This window comes from Shimazuella sp. NTD248, assembly GCF_059510395.1.
In genome coordinates this window covers 324012-350754 of the sequence record NZ_JCAJZT010000003.1, presented here as the reverse complement: position 1 = coordinate 350754, position 26743 = coordinate 324012, and the positions used below count along the sequence as shown (strand labels likewise).

Annotated in this window: 20 protein-coding genes and 1 riboswitch; of the genes, 16 read left to right on the top strand and 4 right to left on the bottom strand. The window is 39.2% G+C overall.

Features of this window, described 5'->3' with window-relative positions; genetic code table 11:
• Positions 1-32 precede the first annotated feature (32 nt).
• The 9 genes from AC5WOE_RS08950 to AC5WOE_RS08910 all read left to right on the top strand — a co-directional run bounded on the left by AC5WOE_RS08950 (position 33) and on the right by AC5WOE_RS08910 (position 10292).
• On the top strand, positions 33-485 hold the full coding sequence (locus AC5WOE_RS08950) for a MarR family winged helix-turn-helix transcriptional regulator (protein ID WP_496052400.1): 453 nt from the start codon (positions 33-35) through the stop codon (positions 483-485).
• 421 nt (positions 486-906) lie between these two features.
• Positions 907-2736: an APC family permease gene (locus AC5WOE_RS08945; RefSeq protein WP_496052399.1), complete on the top strand. Its 1830-nt coding sequence runs from the start codon at positions 907-909 to the stop codon at positions 2734-2736.
• 346 nt (positions 2737-3082) lie between these two features.
• A riboswitch (cyclic di-AMP (ydaO/yuaA leader) is annotated at positions 3083-3234 on the top strand.
• 275 nt (positions 3235-3509) lie between these two features.
• A complete protein-coding gene (gene kdpF / locus AC5WOE_RS08940) occupies positions 3510-3590 on the top strand; it encodes a K(+)-transporting ATPase subunit F (protein ID WP_496050741.1) in 81 nt (26 codons plus the stop codon).
• 30 nt (positions 3591-3620) lie between these two features.
• Positions 3621-5306: a potassium-transporting ATPase subunit KdpA gene (gene kdpA, locus AC5WOE_RS08935; RefSeq protein WP_496050656.1), complete on the top strand. Its 1686-nt coding sequence runs from the start codon at positions 3621-3623 to the stop codon at positions 5304-5306.
• A 17-nt stretch (positions 5307-5323) separates the two neighbouring features.
• Positions 5324-7360: a potassium-transporting ATPase subunit KdpB gene (kdpB, locus tag AC5WOE_RS08930; protein ID WP_496052398.1), complete on the top strand. Its 2037-nt coding sequence runs from the start codon at positions 5324-5326 to the stop codon at positions 7358-7360.
• A 16-nt stretch (positions 7361-7376) separates the two neighbouring features.
• Entirely contained in the window at positions 7377-7946 is a 570-nt protein-coding gene (gene kdpC / locus AC5WOE_RS08925; protein ID WP_496052397.1) for a potassium-transporting ATPase subunit KdpC, read from the top strand.
• A gap of 14 nt (positions 7947-7960) precedes the next feature.
• Positions 7961-9106 carry a KdpD-like non-kinase potassium sensor gene (kdpDN, locus tag AC5WOE_RS08920; protein WP_496050653.1) on the top strand — a complete coding sequence of 382 codons (1146 nt, stop codon included), beginning with the start codon at positions 7961-7963 and terminating at the stop codon, positions 9104-9106.
• Between the two features lie 453 nt (positions 9107-9559).
• Positions 9560-9880, top strand: coding sequence for a PadR family transcriptional regulator (locus tag AC5WOE_RS08915; protein WP_496050652.1), 321 nt, complete (start codon positions 9560-9562; stop codon positions 9878-9880).
• Between the two features lie 70 nt (positions 9881-9950).
• Positions 9951-10292 carry a DUF1048 domain-containing protein gene (locus AC5WOE_RS08910; RefSeq protein WP_496050651.1) on the top strand — a complete coding sequence of 114 codons (342 nt, stop codon included), beginning with the start codon at positions 9951-9953 and terminating at the stop codon, positions 10290-10292.
• Between the two features lie 297 nt (positions 10293-10589).
• On the opposite strand, the gene AC5WOE_RS08905 is transcribed toward AC5WOE_RS08910, so the two are convergent.
• The gene (locus tag AC5WOE_RS08905) at positions 10590-11300 is read right to left on the bottom strand and encodes a B3/B4 domain-containing protein (RefSeq protein WP_496050740.1); all 711 of its coding nucleotides are present in this window, start codon (positions 11298-11300) and stop codon (positions 10590-10592) included.
• A gap of 142 nt (positions 11301-11442) precedes the next feature.
• Entirely contained in the window at positions 11443-12069 is a 627-nt protein-coding gene (locus AC5WOE_RS08900) for an FMN-binding negative transcriptional regulator (RefSeq protein WP_496052396.1), read from the bottom strand.
• 142 nt (positions 12070-12211) lie between these two features.
• Here AC5WOE_RS08900 and pdxR point away from each other — a divergent pair, with 142 nt between their 5' ends.
• The gene (gene pdxR / locus AC5WOE_RS08895) at positions 12212-13591 is read left to right on the top strand and encodes a MocR-like pyridoxine biosynthesis transcription factor PdxR (protein ID WP_496052395.1); all 1380 of its coding nucleotides are present in this window, start codon (positions 12212-12214) and stop codon (positions 13589-13591) included.
• Positions 13592-13789: 198 nt separating this feature from the next.
• Here the strand turns inward: pdxR and AC5WOE_RS08890 are convergent, their stop codons facing one another.
• The gene (locus AC5WOE_RS08890; protein WP_496052394.1) at positions 13790-16891 is read right to left on the bottom strand and encodes an MMPL family transporter; all 3102 of its coding nucleotides are present in this window, start codon (positions 16889-16891) and stop codon (positions 13790-13792) included.
• Between the two features lie 84 nt (positions 16892-16975).
• On the bottom strand, positions 16976-17542 hold the full coding sequence (locus tag AC5WOE_RS08885; RefSeq protein ID WP_496050647.1) for a TetR/AcrR family transcriptional regulator: 567 nt from the start codon (positions 17540-17542) through the stop codon (positions 16976-16978).
• A gap of 237 nt (positions 17543-17779) precedes the next feature.
• Here AC5WOE_RS08885 and AC5WOE_RS08880 point away from each other — a divergent pair, with 237 nt between their 5' ends.
• From AC5WOE_RS08880 to AC5WOE_RS08855, 6 genes are all read left to right on the top strand, one after another.
• Positions 17780-17971 carry a hypothetical protein gene (locus tag AC5WOE_RS08880; protein ID WP_496052393.1) on the top strand — a complete coding sequence of 64 codons (192 nt, stop codon included), beginning with the start codon at positions 17780-17782 and terminating at the stop codon, positions 17969-17971.
• A 73-nt stretch (positions 17972-18044) separates the two neighbouring features.
• The gene (locus AC5WOE_RS08875) at positions 18045-21242 is read left to right on the top strand and encodes a bifunctional cytochrome P450/NADPH--P450 reductase (RefSeq protein WP_496052498.1); all 3198 of its coding nucleotides are present in this window, start codon (positions 18045-18047) and stop codon (positions 21240-21242) included.
• Positions 21243-21462: 220 nt separating this feature from the next.
• Positions 21463-22644 carry a NupC/NupG family nucleoside CNT transporter gene (locus tag AC5WOE_RS08870; RefSeq protein WP_496050645.1) on the top strand — a complete coding sequence of 394 codons (1182 nt, stop codon included), beginning with the start codon at positions 21463-21465 and terminating at the stop codon, positions 22642-22644.
• Between the two features lie 16 nt (positions 22645-22660).
• Complete coding sequence (locus tag AC5WOE_RS08865; protein ID WP_496052392.1) at positions 22661-23962, top strand: pyrimidine-nucleoside phosphorylase; 1302 nt, start codon at positions 22661-22663, stop codon at positions 23960-23962.
• A gap of 107 nt (positions 23963-24069) precedes the next feature.
• The gene (locus AC5WOE_RS08860) at positions 24070-24471 is read left to right on the top strand and encodes a cytidine deaminase (protein ID WP_496050643.1); all 402 of its coding nucleotides are present in this window, start codon (positions 24070-24072) and stop codon (positions 24469-24471) included.
• A gap of 249 nt (positions 24472-24720) precedes the next feature.
• Positions 24721-26526: a hypothetical protein gene (locus tag AC5WOE_RS08855; protein ID WP_496052391.1), complete on the top strand. Its 1806-nt coding sequence runs from the start codon at positions 24721-24723 to the stop codon at positions 26524-26526.
• The last annotated feature ends 217 nt before the right edge of the window (positions 26527-26743 follow it).

Below are 26743 nucleotides of genomic sequence, written 5' to 3'. Positions count from 1 at the left end.
ATTAAAATGGAAATTGAATGGAGGCTGGGTGAATGCAAGATCAAAGTAATCTGGATTTGAGGTTGTTTCGTGTTTGGATGAAGGCTTCCAAAGCTGTTGCTGAAAATATCCGGAAAGATATTGAAAGTCATAACATTAGTGATGAAAATTTTATGATTCTTGAATTTCTTTATAGTAAAGGACCTCAGCCAGTCCAAAAAATTAGTGAGATACTTTTAATTCCTAGTGGGAGCATCACATATGTTGTCGATAAGTTAGAAAAAAAAGAGTTTGTAGAAAGACGGCCAAACCCCAATGACAGAAGGACTTCTAATGTCGTCCTGACAAAACAAGGAAGATCACTATTTGACGAGATTTTCCCCAAACACGTTGCAACCATTTCTTATAATTTATCCTTTATCTCAAATGATGAAAAAGAGCAGCTCATTGATTTATTAAAGAGAATTGGAATGGGTGCACAGAGTTTAGAGAATTTAAAAGACTAACAGGAGAAAGAAACAATTTGCATTAAAACCTTAAGAAAATAATTAAGAGGAATAATTAATGTTCCTACTAAAAAAAGCGCTGTAACCATTACATTTTATGGTTTGCAGCGTTTTGGATTTTCTAGGGTGCTGTGCAGGTTCTTCTTCCTTGAGCGTTTATTTCCTTTATTCATTAGTATGAATCTCCAATTTTATTTAATTAGTCTAAATAAATAGAATCTTAATAGTAACTTAATACAATTGGAGTTTTGAAATTGATAGAATTTTAATAAGGGAGAGGGGTTATTAAATACATTTATAAATTTTTTATATGTATCTCCTAGGTGATATTTTTATGTGGTGAGTTTGAGGAAACATGGTTGGAAATTTCTTGTGGAAGTTATTTGAATTTCATCATTATGATAAAGGGGAAATTACATTCATGTTTCGTAAATTGAAGCGAATTTTGATTGGAAGACCGATGAAATCCAATGAAGCTCAAAACGAAAGATTGAACAATGTAAAAGCCTTAGCCATTCTGTCCTCGGATGCATTATCTTCGGTTGCATATGGTCCAGAACAAATTCTTATCGTCTTGGCTACAGTTGGGTTCTTGGCATTTTGGTATTCTTTGCCTATTGCAGTAGGTGTACTTGTATTATTAACGGCTTTGGTTTTGTCCTATCGGCAAATTATCCATGCTTATCCCAATGGCGGAGGAGCTTATATGGTGTCCAAAGAAAATCTAGGGACACCTTTTGGTTTGATAGCTGGCGGATCATTATTAATTGATTACATTTTAACCGTTGCTGTGAGTGTCTCAGCGGGTACGGATGCCATTACTTCTGCTTTTCCTTTTCTTCATCCATATCAAATAACGATTGCTGTATGTCTCGTAGCTTTAATAACCTTGCTAAACTTAAGAGGTCTTACCGAATCTGCTTCTATTCTCGCATATCCAGTTTATGCCTTTGTCATTGCGCTTATCTTGCTTATTGGTGCTGGTGTCTATCAAATAGTAAGTGGCCAAGTGAATTTACAAGCCCAATCTTCAATCGGAACACCAGTGATGGGAGTTGGTTTGTTTCTTATATTAAAAGCTTTTTCCTCAGGTTGTTCAGCCCTTACTGGAGTAGAAGCGATTTCCAATGCGATACCAAATTTCAAAGATCCTACTTCCAAAAATGCAGCGTTCACGTTAGGGATTATGGGTATTATTTTAGGAATACTTTTTTCAGGGATAGTTTTCTTGTCCTATTGGTATGGGATTGCTCCGATGGACAAAGAGACTGTTTTGTCCAAACTGAGTTCATCTATCTTTGGACGGGATATATTATATTATTTTATTCAGGCCACAACTGCCCTGATTTTGGTGTTAGCTGCAAATACAGGCTTCGCGGCATTTCCTTTACTTGCGTTTAATCTCGCTAGAGATAAATATATGCCAAAAGCATTTAAGGTAAGAGGGGATCGACTAGGGTACTCCAATGGAATTTTGACACTTGGGTTGGCATCTATTATCTTAATTATTCTTTTCAAAGGAAACACAGAAAACCTAATTCCCCTCTATGCAATCGGAGTGTTTATTCCATTTTCGTTGTCTCAAACGGGAATGGTTGTGAAGTGGATAAGATCCAAGCCGAAAGATTGGGTGATTAAGTTTTCTATAAATCTTATAGGAGCCTTGATCTGTTATTTGATTGTAATCATCTTTTTTATCACCAAGTTTGAACAAATTTGGATGAGTCTTATTTTTCTCCCTTTGTCCGTTTTTATTTTCTATCGAATACACCGCCATTATGATCGAGTAGCAGACCAGTTACAAATTAATTTGTCACTTAAATTAAGAGAAATCAACAGCGCTGACAACGTGGTTATTGTTCCAGTTGCGGATATAACGAAAGTAGTGAAACAATCGCTTGTTTATGCTAAATCAATTTCTAATCATGTAATAGCGGTGTATGTAGGCTCAAGTCAGGAGTCCATCAATACGCTGGAAAAGAATTGGGTTGAATGGGAGACAGATGTAGAGTTAGTAACGATTCATTCGCCTTACCGAACTGTCTTACTGCCGCTTACTCGATTTATTGATAAGGTGAAAAAGAAAGCAGACAAATCTCATTCACAAGTAACGGTGATGATGCCTCAATTTATAGCGAAAAAGTGGTGGCAAAGTTTCTTACATGGTCAAACAGGATTTCTTATCTTGGCAAATTTGCTTCGAGTAAAAAAAATTATCATTACTATTGTCCCTTATCAGCTGGAAGATTAAAAAATGAAACCAAATGGCTTAGGTGTCCTTGTGATCCTAAGTCATTTTCTATTTGGCTTAGATTTTTTTTCTTCATATATTGTATTTCAATATTACATCGCGCAAATCCCAAATAAAAAAATTTCCAACTCGATGCAGTTCCATTTCCCTGTGCTTCTTCCTATATAATATAATTTAATTACAAACAGTAAAAATTCAAAAACGAAAGCACGGAAGAGAGATCCCCTGTTTAAAGCGCTTACATCAGGTGAGACCATTCCTTTTTGCCAGTTTTATGTCTTAAATGCATGTTTACACTCCCATACCTCAGGAGTATGATTACTTCAATTTCATAAAAACAATCTTTTCCCTATAGTCGCTGAATCCTTAGGGAACGGGGGAACCACTAAGTGTTAATTGGGGTGAATCTCTTTTATCGTATATAAAACTTTAAAAGAGTAGGGTGACTCTCAGCATCCGAATCCGACAGCTAACCTCGTAAGCGTTCAGAGAGGAGGGTTATTTGTTGTGCCTAAAAACCAGCAGGATAACCATCTGTTGGTTTTTTGCGTTCAAAAAAAGCTCTTTCTTTATTTTTTGGTTGATTTTTGGTCCATTTGAAAAACCTATTAGAGTGATCTATTCGATTCCATTCCACTGGGAGAAATAATGCTTTTGATTAGGAGGGTGAACATGCTAGATATCACGATGATTTTATTATTGATCATAGGTTTTGCTCTATTGATTGGATTTACTCACTGGTGCAGCAAGATAGAAGATGGAGGGGAATCCTCATGATTTGGTTTATTGGTGCAGTTACTTTCCTTGTTTTTGTATATCTTATCTATGCTTTACTTTATCCTGAAAAATTTTAAGGGAAACAAGAATGATGGAGGTTTTGAAAAATGGGTAATGCTTTCCTACAGTTTCTCATTATAATCTTTTTACTCATTAACATCGCTATACCTTTAAGCAAATACCTTTACCTAGTTTTTGCAAAAGAAAAAACAAAGCTGGATAAGTTCTTTTTGCCATTTGAAAAAATTATTTATCGAATAGCTGGGATAAAAAATGTAGAAGAAACAAATTGGAAAAAATATGTGTTGACTTTGATTGTATCAAATATAGCTCTGCTCGGAATTTCCTATTTGATTTTGCGATTTCAGCAGTTTTTACCGCTGAATCCAGCCAAGATTGGCAATATGGAGCAAACCCTTACTTTTAATACGGTTATAAGTTTTATGACCAATACTAACTTACAAGATTATAGCGGAGAGACAGGACTTTCTATTTTATCGCAGATGATTTTCGTCACGATGATGATGTTTACCTCAGCGGCAACTGGTTTGGCTGTTGGGATTGCCATTATGCGTGCCTTATCTACCAAAGGGAAGTTGATTGGAAACTTTTATCAAGACTTTGTTCGGGCAAATGTACGGGTGCTTTTACCACTATCGGTAATTGTAACCTTGCTCTTAGTGGCTCTTGGAGTTCCACAAACATTAGATGCTAGCACAACAGTTACGACATTAGCAGGAAAAGTACAAAACATCGCTTTAGGTCCCGTTGCGTCTCTGGAATCAATCAAACATATTGGAACCAATGGTGGCGGTTTTTTTGGAGTAAACTCTGCACATCCTTTTGAAAATCCCAATGCACTTACTAATGTAATTGAGATCTTATCGATGTGGGTTGTTTCGGCAGCACTCCCACTGATGTATGGTCGTATGGTAAAAAACAAAAAACAAGGCAGAGTTATTTTTGGGACAATGTTTGCTATTTTCATTGTGATGTTAGGAATAGCTTATCAAGCGGAACAAGCAGGAAATCCTGCACTTAACAAATTGGGGTTTTCTCATACAGAAGGCAGTATGGAAGGAAAAGAAGTACGGTTTGGGATTGCTCAAACTAGCTTGTTTACTGCTGTAACGACTGCTGCTACGACAGGTACAGTAAATAACATGCATGATACTTTGACTCCAATCGGAGGATTAGTTCCTCTCTCGTTAATGATGTTAAATAACGTATTTGGCGGGAAAGGGATTGGTTTTGTCAACATGCTGATGTATGCGATTCTTGCGGTTTTCTTAGCTGGACTCATGGTAGGGAGAACACCAGAATTTTTAGGACGAAAAATTGAACCAAAAGAGATGAAGCTCATTGTTATTGCACTTCTGATTCATCCCTTATTGATCTTGGGCCCATCGGCTATTGCATTTCTGACTCATCTTGGAACAGACGCCATTAGCAATCCCGGTTTTCATGGGATTACACAGGTTATTTATCAATATACATCATCTGCCGCGAATAACGGTTCTGGATTTGAAGGATTAGGAGACAATACGCCTTTTTGGAATATCTCCGCTGGGATTGTGATGTTACTTGGTCGATATCTATCTATCATTGCCATGTTAGCGGTTGCTAGTTCGTTGATGAAAAAGCAGCCTGTGCCAGAAACGATTGGTACTTTTCGTACAGACAATGTGACTTTTGGTGTGATTTTAACCGGAACGGTATTGATTGTCGGAGCACTGACCTTTTTTCCAGTACTCGTATTAGGACCAATTGCAGAGTTCTTAACAATCCGATAGAAAGGGAGAGAACAATGATGGCAACCCAAACAAAAAAACAATCTCTGTTTCAAGGCTCTATTATCAGACAAGCACTCGTGGACAGTGTGAAAAAATTACATCCATTGATCATGATGCGGAACCCTGTGATGTTTGTGGTAGAAATCGGGACTGTTATTACCTTGCTCATGATTTTAATGCCTGCTTTTTTTGGTGTGCAACATCAACTTGGTTATACCATCGCTGTATTTTTCATTTTGTTATTCACGACCCTATTTGCCAACTTTGCTGAAGCGCTTGCAGAAGGACGTGGAAAAGCACAGGCAGATTCTTTGAAAAAGACCAAGTCAGATACCATTGCTAAGCGGTTGAATAGCAAAGGGGAGATCGAACAAGTTTCCTCAACTGATTTACGCAAAGGAGATGTGGTTTTAGTAGAAACAGGGGATTTGATTCCAGGAGACGGGGAGATCATCGAGGGATTAGCTTCTATCGACGAATCGGCAATTACCGGTGAATCTGCACCTGTTATCAAAGAAGCGGGAGGAGATTTTAGTTCTGTAACAGGTGGAACGAAAGTCGTGAGTGACTCCATTCAAGTAAAAATCACTGCTGATCCTGGTGAATCTTTCTTAGATAAAATGATCACCTTGGTGGAAGGGGCATCTAGGCAAAAAACCCCCAATGAACTAGCCTTAAACACCTTGCTCATTACCTTAACACTCATTTTCTTGATGGTGGTGGTTACCCTTTTACCGATTGCAGGTTATGTCAATGTGAAGTTACAAATTGCCACGTTAATTGCTTTATTGGTTTGTTTAATCCCAACAACCATTGGAGGTTTGCTATCCGCGATAGGTATAGCAGGAATGGATCGGGTGACTCGGTTTAATGTATTGGCGATGTCGGGAAAGGCGGTCGAAGCAGCAGGGGACATCAATACGATGATATTGGATAAAACAGGGACGATCACTTTTGGAAATCGGATGGCAGCACAGTTTATCCCAGTGGGGACAGCAACCGAAGCAGAAGCGAGGAAAGGCGCTGTACTTGCTTCTTTAAAAGATGAGACTCCAGAAGGGCGTTCGGTCTTGGAACTTGCTAAAGAACAAGGTTTAATAGTAGATCCAGCCCCCTATGAGCAAGCGACTTTTATTTCTTTTGCTGCGGAAACAAGAATCAGCGGTATGGATGGAAGTGGGATTTCTTATCGCAAAGGTGCTGTAGATGCGGTTCAAAAACTTGTACAGGAGCAGGGTGGACAGGTTCCAAATGATTTAAAAGCAAAAAGTGATGAGATTGCAGGAAAGGGTGGTACTCCTCTTGCGGTTTCCATTGGAAACAAAATCGTAGGTCTTATCTACTTAAAAGATACCGTAAAACCTGGGATGCAAGAGCGATTTGCGGAACTGAGGAAAATGGGAATCAAAACCATTATGTGTACAGGGGATAATCCTTTAACAGCAGCTACCATTGCTAAAGAAGCGGGAGTAGATGATTTTATAGCCGAAAGTAAACCAGAAGACAAAATCCGAGTAATTCGTGAAGAGCAAGCCCAAGGGAAACTCGTTGCTATGACTGGCGATGGTACAAATGATGCTCCTGCACTTGCTCAAGCAGATGTTGGATTAGCCATGAATAGTGGAACCATTGCTGCGAAAGAAGCTGCAAATATGGTTGATCTCGATTCTGATCCAACGAAGATTATAGAAGTCGTATCGATTGGGAAACAATTGTTGATGACTCGTGGAGCATTGACGACATTTAGTATTGCGAATGATATTGCGAAATACTTTGCGATTTTACCAGCGATGTTTATGGTAACCATTCCGCAAATGAGTGCTCTAAACTTTATGCATCTTGCATCACCAACCAGTGCTATTTTATCGGCATTGATCTTTAATGCGATCATTATTCCGATATTGATCCCGCTTGCCATGAAGGGAATCGCCTATAAACCAATGCCCGCTGTCCAGCTATTACGGCGTAATTTGCTAATCTATGGACTTGGTGGTGTAATTGCCCCATTTGTTGGGATTAAGCTGATTGACCTGTTAATCGGGTTATTTCTCTAAAGGAGGAACAGGTAAGATGAAAGCAATTCGTTTAGCAATAGTGATGATTGTATTGTTTGGACTTGGTTATCCCCTTGTCATGACGGGAATCTCCCAAGTTCTTTTCCCAAAGCAGGCAAATGGAAGTATCGTGTACAATAACCATCACCAAGCGATTGGCTCTGATTTAATAGGACAATCTTTTGCAGATCCAAAGTATTTTCATGGACGTGTTTCTTCCATCCACTATGATGCAGCTGCTTCTGGAACACCAAACTATGCACCATCTAATCAAGAGATGATCAAACGGACAGAGCAAGCAGCAAAAGAATGGTTAGCAAAAAATCCGGGCAAATCTATTGCTGATATCCCACTGGATCTCATCACAAATTCAGGCTCTGGTCTTGATCCCGATATCAGCCCTGCTGCTGCCCGATTTCAAATTCCTGCTGTGTCAAAAGCAACAGGAATAACAACACAGCAATTGGAGCAGTTAGTGAAGAAACATTTAGAAGGTAGAATGCTTGGAATTTTTGGTGACCCGCATGTCAATGTATTAGCATTAAACATGGATTTGCAAAAATGGATGCCATCTCAGGCAAAATAAAGGGTTTGGAAAAGATGAGCAGTTTACAAAGTGAGACCAATTATAAACGATTAAGTCCAGGAGAGATTATAGCAAAGATCGAAAAAATGCAAAGAGGCCGTCTGAAAATATACATTGGGGCGGCCCCAGGTGTTGGAAAAACCTTTCATATGCTGCGAGATGCCCACGATTTAAAAGAGAAAGGCATCGATGTTGTAGTTGGACTAATTGAAACACATGGGCGGGAAACAACTGCGGCTGAAATCAAAGATTTAGAGATCATCCCAAAGATAATGATCCATTACAAAGGCAAAGAACTCCAAGATTTAGATGTAGAAGGTATACTACAACGAAATCCAGAAGTAGTAATTGTCGATGAACTTGCTCATAACAATGTCCCTGGTTCTAAAAACAAGAAGCGCTATGAAGATATTGGAGAGATATTAAAAGCCGGGATTCATGTATGGACCGCAGTAAACATCCAACATCTTGAGAGTGTTCGCGATATTGTGGAACGCATTACAGGGATTCAAGTAAACGAACGAGTTCCAGATGCCATGTTACGAGAAGCGGATGAGGTAGAAGTCATCGATGTAAGCCCAGAGACTCTTCGTGACCGCATTCAGGAAGGGAAAGTATACAGCAAAGATAAGATTGAGCGAGCCTTAAACCAGTTTTTTCGTCGAGGAAATTTAGTCGCCTTACGGGAGTTAGCGTTGCGAGAAGTAGCAGATGATATTGATATGAGGCTGGAAAAAGAACGGACAGAACTTGGGATTGAGCAACCGACCGGAGCACACGAGAAAATACTTGTCTGTATCCACTATGGACCAAATGCGGAAAAATTGATTCGTCGAGGATGGAGAATTGCGGATCGCTTAAATGCGGAGATATCCATTCTGCACATTCATCCACGTAATATGAACGACGGGCAGAAAAAAGAATTAGAGAAGATGAAAAAATTAGCAGAACAATTTGAAGCGGCCTTTATTCTGCAAGAAGCAAAGTCGAGAAAAGTAGCGGAACAGATTGTAGAAGTGTGTGAGGAATATCAAATTACTCAAATCATCATGGGGATGTCTGCTCGCACTCGGTGGGATGAGATTTGGAAAGGTTCGATTATTAATGTGATTATGCAACGTTTGCAATATGTAGATGTATTAATTGTATCGGATAGGTGATCATTTTTGTAACGAACAATAAATGAATACTCCCACCACCCTAGAAGTGGGAGTTCACTTGTATTAATTAGATAGATTTGAAAAGAAGTGAGAATCAAAACATTACCTTCAAGTGTGACAGAGGAATTAAAAATCGAGTTGAAACGGATTTCAACCTGACTCGAATCGTATTGTTTCGATTGTCCTGATTTCTGTAATTCATCGTGTTATTCATAATATGATTTCTTTTGTAAAAAAACTTAGGAACAGAAGTACTTAGTAGGGTGCAAAAATATTTTAAGGAAAAAAGTTGACATCTTCTGCTACTTGGTGTTACTATGTACGTGTAATGAGTAATACTTAATAGCGTGATTTTCCAAATGCTATTAGGCAAAAATGCCCCTTGGTACTACGTTATACTGAAAGTAAGTCAGGTAATATAGAGGAGGGACGAAATAAAGGAGGCTCAAGAACATGGAAAATTTAACTGAAATGCTGAAGGGTTCGCTGGAAGGCTGCGTACTGGAACTCATCAGCCGTCATGAAACCTATGGCTATGAGATTACCCACCGACTGAATGTGTTAGGGTTTACCGAAGTCGTGGAAGGAACGGTTTACACCATCCTCATGAGATTAGAAAAGAAAAAACTTGTGAACATAGAAAAGAAACCGTCCGATATGGGGCCGCCACGCAAGTTTTACTCACTTAATGAGGCTGGCCGCAAGGAACTTGAATTGTTTTGGAAGAAATGGGATTTTGTTTCATCGAAAATCAACGCCTTGAAGTCTATCTAGCTTATAAGATATTTCGTCCGATATTTTTGTAGTGTCTTGTTCAGCTTTATAAATAAGGAGGAAAAATCGCATGATGGAAATATTCAAAAAAATGATTAGTGATAAAAAAGAGTATAAGATGATGATGGCACGAGTTGAGGCCTTGCCAGAGGACTACCAGTTTGTATTTAAGAAAATTCAAAACTACATGTGGAATTTCTCGGCGGGCAGCGGGATGGATATGCTGCGCATTCAGTATGAATTAATCGAGTTGTTCGAAGCAGGTGCGGCGGATGGCAGACAAGTGCTGGAAATCACCGGGGACGACGTGGCGTCCTTTGCCGATGAACTAGTGACAAACGCTAAAACCTATGTCGCCAAGTATCGAGAAGATTTGAATCAGAGTATCAGGAAGCGATTGGGAAAAAAATAAATTCAATAGATAATACCGACTGATTAGCTGGATACAAACGTGAATTGCTGCATTCGCTATTCAGTTATATTTTCAACCTAGTAATAAGTGATACAGATTATTAGTAAGACTTATTAGAGGATATAGGCAATCTATAAAAGCGTTGCCATTTAGTTGAGGATATGTAAATAGAGAGCGAGCCCCATACCAGGAGCTCGCTTGTTCGGGTAAAATCCCCCAGTTCGTCGATATCTTCGACGACAAGGGAAGAGGGGTATACCATTTCCAGAACAAAGACCATCTATAAATGCAATTTGACTAACCGAAGATGGTAATTTCCCGATTATTCCTATCTAACACATCGATCTTCACAATACCACCAAGATGATGTGAAACTAACTCAGACAATTCTTTAAGTGCCAAATGAAACTCATCGTTTCTTGTTTCATCTATCAATTCAACACAGAGGAATGCATTTTTTGTATTCTCTGTTAGCATCGTTCTCTGAGCTTCACGCCAATTCCAGCATCTGCATATTGCACCTTCATCATCCTTATAAACAATTTCACTTTCATATGGAGGTGCATTTTCATCATTTCCTAATGGGATAAATGGTTCGTTTCCATTTGCTTGCGTTAGCCGAATATCACCTGCAAAATTGTCGATATCTTCTCCACCACATGGAAGCGCATAGCGCAATGAAATGGAATTATAGATATCAACAAGCGGGTTTATTGTTCCGATATGGTTGCCTTTTTTCACTCTTTTTAATAAAGCTTCAATGGAAGACCTCGCGCCTTTTTTAGTCTTGAATTTCTGAAAAGCTTCTCGCCAAACAGATATGACTGAATTCCTACTGAATTCCTCCTGATTGAGAAATTTATGTGTTTCTTTCTCTGCCTCTTGCAGCATCTTCTCGTAAGTTTCAATGTCCTGTATTGAGTTATCAATTCCCTGACAAATAACAGTTCCTATTTTTGCACAAGGGAATAACGACCAAAAATCTTCTTCAATGATAAATCTAGGCATCAAAATATCTCTCCATTTCATTTTCTAACGATTATGTTTTAGAGGGGCTCGCAAAAGCGGAAAATACTCCTAAAACAATAAAGAATGTAACTTTGAACTCTTTTTACAAACCATACTTGTTGTTTAGAAGGATAAAAAAACTCTAATCATTTTTTTCCCAACTTTTCTTCATTGCATCTGCCAACTGATGTGAATTCACATCATTCTCTTCATATAGTTTGCGAACAATATTATTTTTGTTCTCTTCATCGCGATTTTGACTTAACTTATATGCTGCTTGAGCCTCTTGCACTTTGATTTTAAAACCGATAATTCCCTTTAATTCAGTCTCTAACAAATCAGAAGAAAGTTTATCCCATAAGATCGGGTTTTCACGATGCCCTTCATATTTATATAACAGTTTGCTAAGTCCGTCTATTAACTCTTCTTTTGTTACTATTTCTGCTTTTCCATAGATATGGACAGCTTGATAATTCCATGTAGGAACATTTTCGTGGTTGTACCAAGAAGAGGATATATAAGCATGAGGTCCTTGAAACATAACCAAAACTTCTTCTGATTCTTTAAATGTTCTCCATTGAGGATTTCCATAAGCCATATGCCCTGTAATATGGTAATGACCATCAACATTTTTTTCTAGATATAAAGGTAAGTGAGTAGCGATTGGCCTGTTTTTCTTTGTTGTAACAAGTGTTCCAAATGAATTTTTCGAAATAAATTCCTCTATTTCATCAATAGAAGTCACTTTAAAATACTTAGGAATATACATGATTAAACTCCTCCTTCTTATAACCTCGTAAGTCAAATGATAAAACAGTATAAGTTAATGATTCATAAAAAATAATAAGATATAAACTGACATATAAAAAGGTACAACATGAATTAATAGTACATGTCAGAGGAGAATTCAAATGAAAAATACCATTTTTACTTTTAAAGATGATGCTCCTAAATACAAACAAATATATGAGCAATTTAAATTATTTATTGAACAAGGCGACTTACTGGCAGACGAGCAATTGCCTTCCATTCGTCAACTTGCAGACTCCCTTCAGGTAAGCCGAAATACAACATTAATGGCATATGAGCAGCTTGTAGCAGAAGGTTATATTCGTGGAGAAGGAAAGAAAGGATATTTTGTAAATGAATTAGAGCCTTATATTTTCCGAGAATCGTCAACGTCTCCTAACAAAAAGCAAACACCATCAGAGAAACCTTATATTGTTGATTTTCGTGCGGGTACGGTAGATCAAACGCATTTCCCTCTGAAAACTTGGAGAAAAATATCCAATCAAGTATTAACTTTGAAAGAGAGCTTTTTTTATGGGGAACCTTTGGGGGAAGTGAATCTGCGCCAACAAATAGCTGCATATTTGCTTCAATCCCGCGGGGTGAGAACAGATGCAGCTGCCATTATTATTGGTAGTAGTACTCAGCAGTTACTTCTCTATCTTGGTCATATTCTGAAGGATGATGTTTCTAGTGTTATCATAGAGGACCCTGGATATGATGGTGCTAGAGAGGCTTTTCAATTAAATGATTTTACACTTGAAACTTTACCCGTTTATGAAACAGGTGCTGATTTTTCATCATTGGAACAAATGAAATCACGCCTCATCTACGTCGCGCCTTCCCATCATAGTCCATATGGGGTGAGTATGCCCATTCAGCAGCGTCATGCGCTTATTCATTGGGCTAACAAGAGGCTTGGGTACATTATTGAAGACGATTATGATAGTGAATTTCGCTATACACAACAACCATTCCCAGCTCTAGCATCCATTGATTCAGCAAGAGTGATATATTTAGGAAATTTCTCCAAGTCCTTTCTTCCAGGAATCCGTTTAAGTTATATGGTGTTGCCACAGCCTCTATTAATTCTTTACAAAAATCAATTTCTTCATTTCGAAAGTACTACTTCTATTCTTAGTCAACTCACAATGGCTAAATTTATGGAGGAGGGGGAATGGAGTCGTCACATAAAACGCATGCGTCTTGTCTATAAACGAAAAATGCAGCACGTCGTATCTGTATTAAGAAAAGAATTCGGGCAAAATATTTCTATCATTGGCGAGCAGTCTGGTTTGTACGTATTAATCAAAGTACACTTAAAGCATTCAGAAGAATGGTTAATACATCGTGCTTCTTGTCAGGGGGTGAAAGTGTATCCTACCTCTATCTACTTCATTATAAATAATTCGGACGAACCAATAATTAAACTCGGTTTTAGTAATCTTTCTTGTGAAGAAATGGAACTCGGTGTCAAGCTCTTAAAAAAGGCATGGATGTGATAAAAGGAAGTTAATATGGTCTACAGTTTTATAATACAAAAAAGACGAAACGGCTTTAATTCCTTTAAAATAAAGGAATAAAGCCGTCTAGTTTCATTTATTTATTTTCGTCCGCTAATTGACTTGTGTCCTTATCTGAGGTGCATAACTTCGATTGGGGTTTTTTGTATTTAGTTTTGCTCAACTAGAGTCTTTCATTTATTTCTTGATAAAACGATCAAGCTTTTGCTTTAAGCCCATTAAAGCAGGTAATAGTATGGGAATACCTATGACACTCAGTAAGAAAAGACCAACGACAACAACAGATGCTACTTGAATAAGTGTTAACACACCTGAAGGAATCAAAGCCGCAAAGGTACCCCCTAAAATAATAGCAGCAGATAATACTACTCCGCCAATGTGACGGGAAGCATCTACCATTCGTGTTGCCCGATCTCCTTCTAGTTCGTTATACCGCATTATCCAAAAGATGCTATAATCAACGCCTAAAGCAACGATCATAATAAAACTAAAGAATGGAACATTCCAACTCATTATTTCTACATTTAAAATATGGGAGCTAATCCATTCCCCAATACCAAGAGAGGCAAAGTACACTAGTATTAAGGAAACAATAATAGATATGGAATTCGATACAGAGCGTGTGATGACCAGAAGGACAAGTGCAATACCAATTAACATAATCGTTGCGGTACGCAAGAAGTCGCTTTGTGTTACATCCTTTAGATCCACATTTTTAGCTGTTGTCCCTCCAATTGCCACTTTTGCATCTTTTAAATCGGTTCCACTTAATTTAGCATCCACATGTTTATTTATCTCTTTTATAATGGGCATAGCCTCTTGTGAATAAGGGTTTACGTCTAAAATGATTGTCATTTTAGCGATTTTCCTATCATCTGACATATACGTATTCAAGGACTTTTGGAAATCCTTACTTTTTAGTACCTTAGTTGGAATGTAGAATTGTTCAGAACTCTGAGATTCACTTAAACCATTTAAATACTTTTGCGCATCGTTTAGACCATTGCTTACTTTATTCAGTCCCTTGGTGCTGGAAGAAAGACCGGACTGCAATTGCCCCATATTTGCTTGTAAATCTTTCAGCCCATGTAACAATTGGACTTGACCATGATTTATTTGAGTTAATCCAGATTGAAGTTCGCCTGTTTTATTAGCAATTTGACGTGAACCAGTAGCACCTTGGTTCAATCCTGTTTTCAAATCAGTTGCACCTTTGCGTAACTGGACAACACCGGTTTTCATTTGATTCAAACCAGCATTAACTCTCGACAAAGAATTATTGGCTTTTCTAAACGAAGCCATGGCCGATTGATGTTGGACAGCAAGTTGATTCACTTGGTTGGATAACTGATTCAATTGGATTTGTGCAGATCGAGCAACTCTTAGTGTCTGTTGCACGTTAGGGTCATTTGCTAAGTCTGGTCTTGTTTTGATTAAGTTATTCATAGAAGCTTCAATTTGTTGGTAACCATTTTCTGCACTCTCGATTGCTTGAGAGATGCTATTGAAATATTGGCTATAAGAACTTAATCCATTTGCTAATTGATTGTATGCCGAGTAAAGTTGGGAAGTGGCAGTAGAAAGTGTATTGATATTTTGGCTTAATGAAGCTAAACCAGCTTCGATTTGTTGTGCTCCTGCTGCACCACCATTGATCCCAGTTGAAAGTTTATTGATGGCATTTTCTAATTTAGACACACCACTTTTTGTAGCATCTGTTCCATCAATCAATTTCTGTACATTGGAAAGACTACTTGTATCACTGCTGCCCATTTGGTCCTTTGCAGAAGTTAATCCTTTGTTAATTTTTCCAATTCCTGTGTTGGAAGAACTTAATCCTTTATTCAGTTCACTTGCCTGCTTTTTTATATACAATTCTTTAATTTTATCCCCAGTTGGACGAGTAGGGGAGTAAACTTCTGCAACACCTTTGACCTTTGAGATTTCATCCGCTAGTTCATCTAATGTTTGTAAACGACTTGCTTGGTCTAACTTTTTATTGGATTGAATGACCAATGTTGCTGGAGAGGAAAACCCGGATGGAAAATGATCTTCTATGGTGTTAATGCCTTGTTTGGATTCAAATTTATTGTCAACTTCCCACAAGTCATTGTAGTTAAGCACTCGAGAGTAACTAAAAATAACCGAAATGGCTAAAGTAAAAACGAGAACGACGTAAATAAACGGTCTAGTCACTGAATTTTTCGCTAAAAATCCCCATAATTTACTTTCTCCATGTCCTTCAAATTTTTTAATGGGATAGAACATCCCTTTTCCCAGCAATACCATAAAAAATGGATTCAACGTTATTAATACAAGAAGTAGAACCGCAACTCCAATCGCTACTCCCGAAGTAGCTTGATACAATTTGAAATTGGCCAAAAGGAGAGAAGCAAAACCGATAAAAACGGCTAATCCACTGTACAATATGGTTTTTCCTGCTGCTTGAAGTGTAGCTTTTACAGCTAAATGTACATCACTTTGTTTGCTAAGTTCTTCTTTAAATCGGGTAAACAATAATATGTTATAGTCTGTGCCAACTCCAAACAGTACTACGACTAAAAATACTTGTGTGAAATTAGAAAAAGGAAAATTCAACTTATCTACCAGTTGAGCAATTGCGCCCAGTGAAACCAAATAGGAAACTCCAACTGTAAGAAGAGAAATAATAGGCACAATTGGAGAACGGAATACAAGTATTAGCACAGCGACAATGAAAATAATTGCAATGACTTCTGTCTTTTTTACTCCTTCTTGTGTGGATTTTGTAAAATCATCATTGATCAAGTCGCTTCCCGTTAAATACGATTTCACATCTTTTGTTTTCACAATATCGTTAAGCTTTTGAGTGACTTTTGATATGTCTCCATGCTTTTTGTCGATGGAGATTTGCGTCAATATTGTAGTATTATCTTTTGAAACTAATTGCTTTTCGATTTCTTTATTATCTAAGTGTGAAACAATTTCATTAATTCCCAGTTGTTTTTGTTTGGCTTTTAACTTATTGATAGTAGAGGCTATCTGTGCTTTTTGTTTGCTAGTCAAAGCATTATTGTTTCCACTGGTAAAGACCGCTATCACGTCATATTTTTCACCTCCTTTTTTCTCCATTTGTTTGAGCATCTCGTTAGCAATGTAACTTTGTTCCGTTTTTGGAGTTGTCACTTGTCCTTTTTCTTTTACTAGATGATCTAGATTAGGCATTGTTGATAATAGGAGAGTAGTAACTATGATCCATAAGACAAAGGAAAGACTTCTCCAACTTTTTAACTTTTTCAATGACATCACCTTGTTCTTGTTGAAATTCGTATTATAACGCTCAACGGAATGAATATTCATTCCGTTCGTTCCAAAGCTATTGAATCATATGACCCGAATAGCATCCCAGGAGCTTTCTTCCAGTTCTTTTAGTAACTCTGGGGTATCTGTAATTTCTCCACATTGGAAAAGCTTAAATAACATCACACAAGATCCGTAAACAATGGCGATTAAAGCAGGTGAAGGTAATGGTCGAATCATTTCCTTCTGCTTTCCATCTTCTATGATTCGGATAATAAAATCTAAAAAACCTTGAAATGTTGTCTTGCTTTTCTCATTTAGGTAATAACCATCATGATGGGAATTTATAAAAAGAAACGCTTGGTCGTTTTCTTTTGCAAACTCGAACATTCGATAATAAATATGAGTGAACTGTTCACGAATAGTAGAATGAAAAGGAAAATTATTTTTTAATCCATCCGAAAACTGAACTACACATTTCACAAATAAAGAATTGACAAGTGATTCTTTATTATCAAAATAACGATAAATTGTTCCAGCACCCACTTTGGCTTTTTCAGCGATCATTGGTATGGTAGTACCATCGTAGCCACGATTCGCAAATAAGATCATTGCTGCTTCAAAAATATCCTCTTGTTTATTTTTAGACATCTATTTTCACCTCATTTATAGGAATGAATGTTCATTCCGAATCTATTTTACTGTATTTAGGATAAAAGTCAAGTGTATGAGAAACATGTCCTTTTTCTTTGATTCATCTTAAAACTGTTGGGGTTTGAGGAAAATATAAGTTCAAGACATGAGCTGTTAATTATTTTCATTTATCCTGTAATAATACAAAGACATGAGGAAAATATTGTATCACTTACTTTGAAAGGAATGCAGTTGGTGGAAACAGCTGAGAAAGCGATCTATGGAAAGCTGAATGAGTTAATAGGGTCTGAATTTTCAAAGGAAGAAATTCTTACTTTTGTCGGTCAGCTCGATAGAGTAGTCCGTCGTTTAAAAATGAAGAGGGAAGTTGAAAAAAATAATGCTTTTCATCTTATGTTGTCAGCATCAAGGAAACTCATTCGATGATTGGAATTTTTGGAAGAGGGGCAGGATGGTAATGAATCGGGCATTTAACAGATTAGAGAAAGGATGTAATGAAATGGACGGGAATAGTATGATTCTTCAGCCTAAAACCTTTGGACCGCTTGGTAATGTACCTTTAATTGATAAAGATAAACCAATTCTATCCTTTATGAAACTAGCCGAGGAATATGGTCCTATTTTTCGGCTGCAAACTCCAGGGGATTCCGCCATTATTGTTTCAGGACATGAACTGGTCGCAGAAGTCTGTGATGAATCTCGTTTTACTAAAAGTGTAGAAGGTGCCTTGGAAAAAGTCCGTGCTTTTGGAGGAGATGGATTATTCACCAGTTGGACTGATGAACCGAATTGGAGAAAAGCTCATAATATTCTTATGCCTACGTTCAGCCAACGTGCGATGAAGGATTACCATGCGATGATGGTGGATATTGCTATTCAGCTTGTTCAAAAGTGGGCACGGCTTAATCCAAATGATACCGTTGATGTACCAGGTGATATGACACGTCTCACTCTAGACACCATCGGATTATGTGCTTTTAACTATCGTTTTAACAGTTACTATAGAGAAACACCACATCCTTTTATTACAAGCATGGTTCGTGCTCTTGATGAAGCCATGCATCAAATTCAACGTTTGGATTTGCAAGATAAGTTGATGATCCGAACAAAACGCCAGTTCCAGCATGACATTCAAGTGATGTTTAGTTTGGTAGACAATATTATTGCTGAACGCAAATCTAGTAGTAATCTAAAGGAAAACGACTTGCTTTCTCGTATGTTGAATGTAAGTGATCCCGAAACAGGAGAGAAATTGAATGATGAAAATATCCGATTTCAGATTATTACGTTTCTCATCGCGGGACATGAAACAACAAGTGGATTATTGTCGTTTGCACTTTACTTTCTGTTAAAAAAACCTGATAAGCTGAAAAAAGCCTACGAAGAAGTAGATCAAGTCCTAACAGGCTCCCCTCCGACATACAAGCAGGTTTTGCAGCTTAAATATGTCCGAATGATTTTAAATGAATCACTGCGTTTGTGGCCGACAGCACCCGCATTCAGTCTCTATGCAAAAGAAGATACGATTATTGGTGGAAAGTATCCTATTAAGAAAGAACAGGAAAGGGTAACAGTGCTGATCCCTCAACTGCACCGAGATAAGGATGCATGGGGAGAAGACGCAGAGCAGTTTCGTCCGGAACGGTTTGAGGATCAAAAACAAATACCTCACCAAGCCTATAAGCCATTTGGAAACGGCCAACGGGCATGTATTGGTATGCAGTTTGCTCTTCACGAAGCAACACTTGTTTTGGGGATGCTTCTGAGGCATTTTGAATTTATCGATTATAAGGACTATCAACTTGATATTAAACAAACTTTAACATTAAAGCCAGGGAATTTTACCATACAAGTTCAACCGCGCAATCAGTCTGCTTTTCAACAGTCTGTTTTGGTGACAGAAGAAGTGCTAGCCGACAGTAAAGTAGAGACGGAGAAGGATAATCTTGATCCCAAATCGACCATTCAAGGACTTAATAACCGACCATTGCTTGTTCTTTATGGATCGGATACCGGGACTGCTGAAGGGGTAGCACGTGAACTCGCTGATACCGCTACTCTTCATGGTGTCCGTACAGAAGTGGCTGTTCTTAATGATCGAATAGGGTCGCTTCCAAAAGAAGGAGCAGTCTTAATCGTGACTTCTTCCTATAATGGAAAGCCGCCAAGTAATGCTGGCCAGTTCGTACAATGGCTAGAAGCTGTTCAACCAGACGAACTTTCTGGAGTTCAGTATGCTGTATTTGGCTGTGGAGACCACAATTGGGCTAGTACTTATCAGGATGTTCCAAGATTTATTGATAAACAGCTTTCTGAAAAAGGAGCAATTCGGTTCTCCACCAGGGGAGAAGGTGATGCAAGCGGAGACTTTGAAGAACAGCTTGATCAATGGAAAGAAAAAATGTGGTCGGACGCTATCGAAGCTTTTGGTCTGAAGATTAGTGACGATGTGGAAAAGGATCGGAACACACTAAGTCTCCAGTTTGTAAAAGGAACAGGAGGATCTCCCCTAGCGCGATCCTACGAAGCGGTTTATGTCAAGGTGGTGGAAAACCAGGAATTACAGTCAGTTGGCAGCGGCAGAAGCACCCGGCATATTGAAATTATTTTGCCCAATGGTTTGACCTATCAAGAAGGAGACCATCTTGGAGTATTGCCTGCGAACAGCCAGGAAAACGTCAATCGTGTTCTTCAAAGGTATAAATTAAACGAAAATGACCAAGTAGTACTTACAGCAAGTGGACGCAGTGTGGCTCATTTGCCTCTGGATCGGGAAGTGAGTCTTCGTGATCTTCTCCTATACAGTGTGGAAGTACAGGATGCTGCCACCCGAGCACAAATACGGGAACTTGCTGCTTTCACCGTCTGCCCTCCGCATAAACGTGAACTGGAATCATTACTCGAAGAAGGGGTTTATCACGAGCAGGTATTAAAAAAACGTATTTCTATGTTAGATTTGCTAGAAAAATATGAAGCTTGTGAAATGCCGTTTGAGCGGTTTTTAGAACTTTTACGTCCTTTGAAACCAAGATATTACTCCATCTCCAGTTCACCACGAGTAAACCCGGAGCGAGTGAGTATTACAGTGGCAGTGGTTCAAGATCCTGCCTGGAGCGGTTTAGGAGAATATCGCGGGGTAGCTTCTAATTATTTGGCTGACCGTAAACCGGGCGAAGATGTCATGATGTTTATCAGAACTCCAGAGTCTCACTTCCAGCTGCCAGAAGAAGCTGAAACACCAATTATTATGGTAGGTCCTGGTACAGGATTGGCTCCTTTCCGGGGTTTCCTGCAAGCTCGAGATGCCATGAAACAAGAGGGGAAATCGTTGGGTGAGGCACATCTTTACTTTGGATGCCGTAATGAGGCAGACTTTATTTACAGAGAAGAACTACAACAATATGAGAAGAACGGAGTGATGACCCTTCATACAGCCTTTTCACGGAAAGAAGGAGTTCCGAGAACATACGTGCAGCACGTAATGGCATTGAATGCGGAAGCGTTAATTCGTATTCTCGATCAAAGCGGCCGGCTTTATATATGTGGAGATGGAAGCAGAATGGCACCTGATGTAGAAGCTGCACTGAAAAAATCTTATCAGGAGGTTCATGGAGTTGAGGAACAAGAAGCCGACCAATGGTTAGAAAAACTTCAGAAAGAAGGACGATACGCCAAAGATGTTTGGGCTGGATTATAAAGTATATTTTCAGACTCTCACTCCAAAACCAGAGGATAGGTCATCTTTTAGAATTGGTGCAAGTGCATGTCTTGTGATTGTCTTACATGATAAAGAAAGTGCTACAGTTAACTACTAATCCATCAAAACATTGGAATAATAGATTTATAAATGACTGAAGAATAGGTTGTTTACTTTTTGAAAATATGAAAGCGGATACATGAAAAGGAGAGTGTGTTTTGTGAAGTATATAATAGGTATCATAGGTCTCGTCATTATTTTAGGTATCACATGGCTTGCAAGTAATAATAGAAAAAAAGTGAAATATCGTCCTCTTATCATTATGCTTGTATTGCAGTTTGTTCTAGGTTTTGTACTATTAAATACAAGCCTAGGAAATGTGCTCATCGCTGGAATTGCAAATGGTTTTGGACAGTTGTTAAAGTATGCTGGAGAAGGGATTAATTTTGTATTTGGCGGTTTATTAAACCAGAAAGAATTCTCCTTCTTTTTAGGTGTATTAATGCCGATTGTGTTTATTTCAGCTCTAATTGGTATTTTACAGTACATAAAAGTATTACCATTTATTGTAAAGTATATTGGGCTAGCTTTAAATAAAATAAATGGTATGGGGAAATTGGAATCCTACAATGCTGTGGCTTCAGCAATTTTAGGACAATCAGAAGTGTTTATTTCTGTAAAGAGGCAGTTAGGTTTATTATCTGAAAGAAGATTATACACATTATGTGCATCTGCAATGTCAACCGTTTCGATGTCTATCGTTGGTTCATACATGGTATTATTAAAACCGCAATATGTTGTAACCGCTTTAGTGCTTAACTTGTTTGGCGGATTTATTATTGCTTCCATCATTAATCCTTATGAAGTAACAGAAGAAGAAGATATGTTAGAAGTACGAGAGGAAGAGAAAAGGAGCTTCTTTGAAGTATTAGGAGAGTATATAATAGATGGTTTTAAAGTTGCTATTACGGTAGCGGCAATGCTGATCGGCTTTATCGCTTTAATTGCTCTAATAAATGCCCTGTTCAAGGGGATAATTGGTATCTCATTCCAAGAACTTCTAGGTTATGTATTTGCTCCTTTTGCCTTTATTATTGGAATTCCTTGGCATGAAACGGTAAACGCCGGTAACATTATGGCGACAAAACTGGTATCAAACGAGTTTGTGGCTATGACAAATTTAACACAAGGAAATTTTCACTTCACGGAAAGAACAACTGCTATTATATCGGTGTTCCTTGTTTCATTCGCAAACTTTTCTTCCATTGGGATTATTGCTGGTGCGGTTAAAAGCTTAAATGAAAAACAAGGGAATGTAGTAGCGAGGTTTGGATTGAAATTGGTTTTTGGAGCAACTTTAGTAAGCTTTTTATCCGCAACGATTGTTGGCTTAATAGTTTAAAAGGAGGACTCAGCGCATGAGAATGGTAGATATTATTGGAAGAAAACGTGATGGGAAAGAACTAACAGCAGAGGAAATTCAATTTTTTATAAAAGGGTATACAGACGGAACTATTCCTGATTATCAAGTAAGCGCCCTTGCAATGGCTATTTATTTCCAGGATATGTCTGATCGGGAACGTGCTGACTTAACGATGGCGATGGTTGAATCTGGAGATACGATTGATTTATCCGCGATTGAAGGAATTAAAGTAGATAAACATTCTACTGGTGGAGTTGGGGATACAACAACATTAGTTTTAGGACCATTGGTAGCTGCCTTAGATGTGCCGGTTGCGAAAATGTCTGGACGAGGTTTAGGACATACGGGTGGTACAATTGATAAATTAGAAGCCGTAGAAGGATTTCATGTTGAAATTACGAAAGAGCAGTTTATTGATATCGTAAACCGTAATAAAGTTGCAGTTATTGGACAATCTGGAAATTTAACGCCTGCTGACAAAAAGTTATATGCATTGCGTGATGTGACGGGAACGGTGAATTCCATTCCCTTAATCGCAAGTTCTGTTATGAGTAAAAAAATTGCGGCTGGTGCTGATGCAATTGTCCTCGATGTGAAGACAGGTGCTGGCGCATTTATGAAAACAGAAGAAGACGCGAGAAAATTAGCACATGCAATGGTGCGGATCGGTAATAATGTTGGTCGTCAAACAATGGCTGTTATTTCAGATATGTCACAACCTCTAGGCTTTGCGATTGGTAATGCTCTTGAAGTGAAGGAAGCCATCGATACATTAAGAGGAGAAGGTCCAGAAGACTTAACTGAATTGGTTCTTGTATTAGGAAGTCAGATGGTTGTGCTCGCTAAAAAAGCGGATACGTTAGAAGAAGCACGTGAAAGGTTAAAAGAAGCGATGAAGAACGGAAAGGCAATTGAAAAATTTAAAGAGTTCTTGCGTAATCAAGGTGGGGACAGCTCTATCGTAGATCATCCGGAAAAATTACCACAAGCTGAATATGTAATTGATATACCAGCTAAGACTTCAGGTGTTGTTTCTAACATTGTGGCAGATGAAATTGGCATCGCTGCAATGCTTTTAGGAGCAGGTCGAGCAACAAAAGAAGATGAGATTGATTTAGCTGTTGGCTTAGTGTTGCATAAAAAGGTTGGTGAAAATGTAAAAGCGGATGAATCATTAGTTACTATTCATGCAAATCGCGAAAATGTTGAAGATGTAAAAGCTAAAATTTATGAAAATATTTCTATATCAAACAAAGCTGACACTCCTAAATTAATTCATACGATTATAACTGAATAATGGGGTACATTCTGAAAAACACTGGTTTACAATGATGTTATTAGGGTTGGAGCAAGAAAGTATATCATTGCTTTTTTGCTCCAAAAAACATAAAAGGGTGGTTCTTTATGGAATGGAAACAACTTATTGATGAAGCGATATCGGCGAGTAAACAAGCTTATGTCCCATATTCAAATTTCAAAGTAGGTGCAGCACTGTTGACAGCTGACAATTTGATATATCGTGGATGCAATATTGAAAATGCCTCATATGGTTTGACAAATTGTGCGGAAAGAACGGCAGTATTTAAGGCTGTTTCAGAGGGTGTCAAAAAAATCCAAGCGATAGCGGTTGTAGGAAATACAGACGGACCAATTTCACCCTGTGGTGCATGTAGACAAGTTATCGCTGAATTTTGTGGAGATGACACACAAATCATTTTGGCAAATTTAAAAGGAGATTTTATTCTAACAACGATCAATGAATTGCTTCCAGGGCATTTTTCAGAAAAAGACTTACAAAAGAATTAGATAATTATGAGATATCTTTCCATATACTTATTGAGAATCATAGTATTACTTGTCATCATTTGAGTCCCAAAGATTTCTTCTATTCTTAACTTCGTATAAATTGAAAGAGATATAAGCGATGTGAAATCTTTTGTCGATTACATCTGCTTTTTCTAAAAGATAATTATATATTTTTTTGATAAAACGTTCCCAATTTATTCCGTAACGTCATATGTTGAACTATCCAATTTTCATGCAGAGGTTTGACTTATGATGAGAAAATGTACTACGTGTAACAAGATAATTTTTCCTCAGGGATGTCCATCGATTTTTCCAGGTGTTCAATGTATATGCCCGCCTGGACCAACAGGGGCTACGGGACCGCAGGGTTCGACAGGTCCAACTGGAGATTGTACGAATTGTCCGCCAGGCGCGACCGGGGAAACTGGAAGCACTGGGGTCACGGGAGTCACAGGAAACATCGGAGCTACTGGAGCCATTGGAACGGGAGAGACCGGAGCTACTGGGGTCACCGGAGCTACTGGAGTCACCGGAGCTACCGGAGCCACCGGAGCTACCGGAGAGACCGGAGCCACCGGAGCTACTGGAGTCACCGGAGAGACCGGAGCCACTGGAGAAACGGGAGAGACCGGAGCCACTGGAGCCACTGGAGAAACGGGAGAGACTGGAGCCACTGGAGAAACGGGAGAGACTGGAGCCACTGGAGCCACCGGAGCTACCGGAGAGACCGGAGCCACTGGAGCTACCGGAGAGACCGGAGCCACTGGAGCTACCGGAGAGACCGGAGCCACTGGAACTACCGGAGAGACCGGAGCCACCGGAGCTACCGGAGAGACCGGAGCTACCGGAGAGACCGGAGCCACCGGAGCTACTGGAGTCACCGGAGCCACCGGAGAGACCGGAGCTACTGGAGCCACCGGAGCTACCGGAGAGACCGGAGCCACCGGAGAGACTGGAGTCACCGGAGAGACCGGAGCCACCGGAGCTACCGGAGAGACTGGAGTCACCGGAGAGACCGGAGCTACCGGAGAGACCGGAGCCACCGGAGCTACCGGAGAGACCGGAGCCACCGGAGCTACCGGAGAGACCGGAGCCACCGGAGCTACTGGAGTCACCGGAGCCACCGGAGAGACCGGAGCTACTGGAGAAACGGGAGCTACTGGAGAGACTGGAGCCACGGGAGAAACTGGAGAGACCGGAGCCACTGGAGAGACCGGAGAAACTGGAGAGACCGGAGCCACTGGAGAGACCGGAGAAACTGGAGAGACCGGAGCTACTGGAGAGACCGGAGCTACTGGAGCGACTGGAAGTACTGGATTCACCGGAGCTACCGGAACTGCTGGAAACGCGGGAGTCACTGGAGCAACAGGAAGTACCGGATTCACCGGATTCACCGGATTCACCGGATTCACCGGATTCACCGGAGCCACCGGAACTGCTGGAAGTGCCGGAGTTACTGGAGCTACGGGGGCAACAGGAAGTACCGGAGTCACTGGAGCGACCGGAGCCACCGGAACTGCTGGAAGCGCCGGAGTCACTGGAGCTACGGGGGCAACAGGAAGTACCGGATTCACGGGTACTACTGGAAGTGCTGGAAGTGCTGGAGCCACTGGAGCGACCGGAGCTACTGGAACAGGAGTTCCTGGATATCTATTTGTTTATGATACAACTACTCAATCAGTTCCTATTGGTGGAAGTGTTTCTTTTAACACAAATGGTCCAATTACTTCGTCATTTACTCATATTGCAGGAACACCGACAATTATTATTAGTACAACAGGTGTTTATCAGGCTGAATTTCGCCTTTCTACCCGTCAGAACAATCAATTTTCTTTCTTTTTAAATGGATCACCAATTCCTGGTGGTAGGTTCGGTCAAATGGCGAACGATAATATTAATTCGGGAATAACCATTTTTAATGTTTCGATTGCACCAAGTATTTTGACCTTAGTAAATAACAGTTCTTTATCACCTGGAACTATTACTCTTGATCCAACTGAAGGGGGGACTCTAATAGGAGATTCTGCAGCTATCACCATACTAAAATTAGTTTAGTTTATATCTTGAACACGAACAGTGGTCCAACATATCACTGTTCTTTTTGTTCTTAGCAGAAGGCTTCACGGTTTCGTGTGAATTTTCCATTGCTTTTTCCTTCCAATAAATTTGACAATGATTATTTGGAGCAATATATGGCCTACGATCTCCAGCGTCTTGTACAATCGCGTTTAAAGATCAAAAATATGATTTTGCAAGTGAATGTATCGTTTCA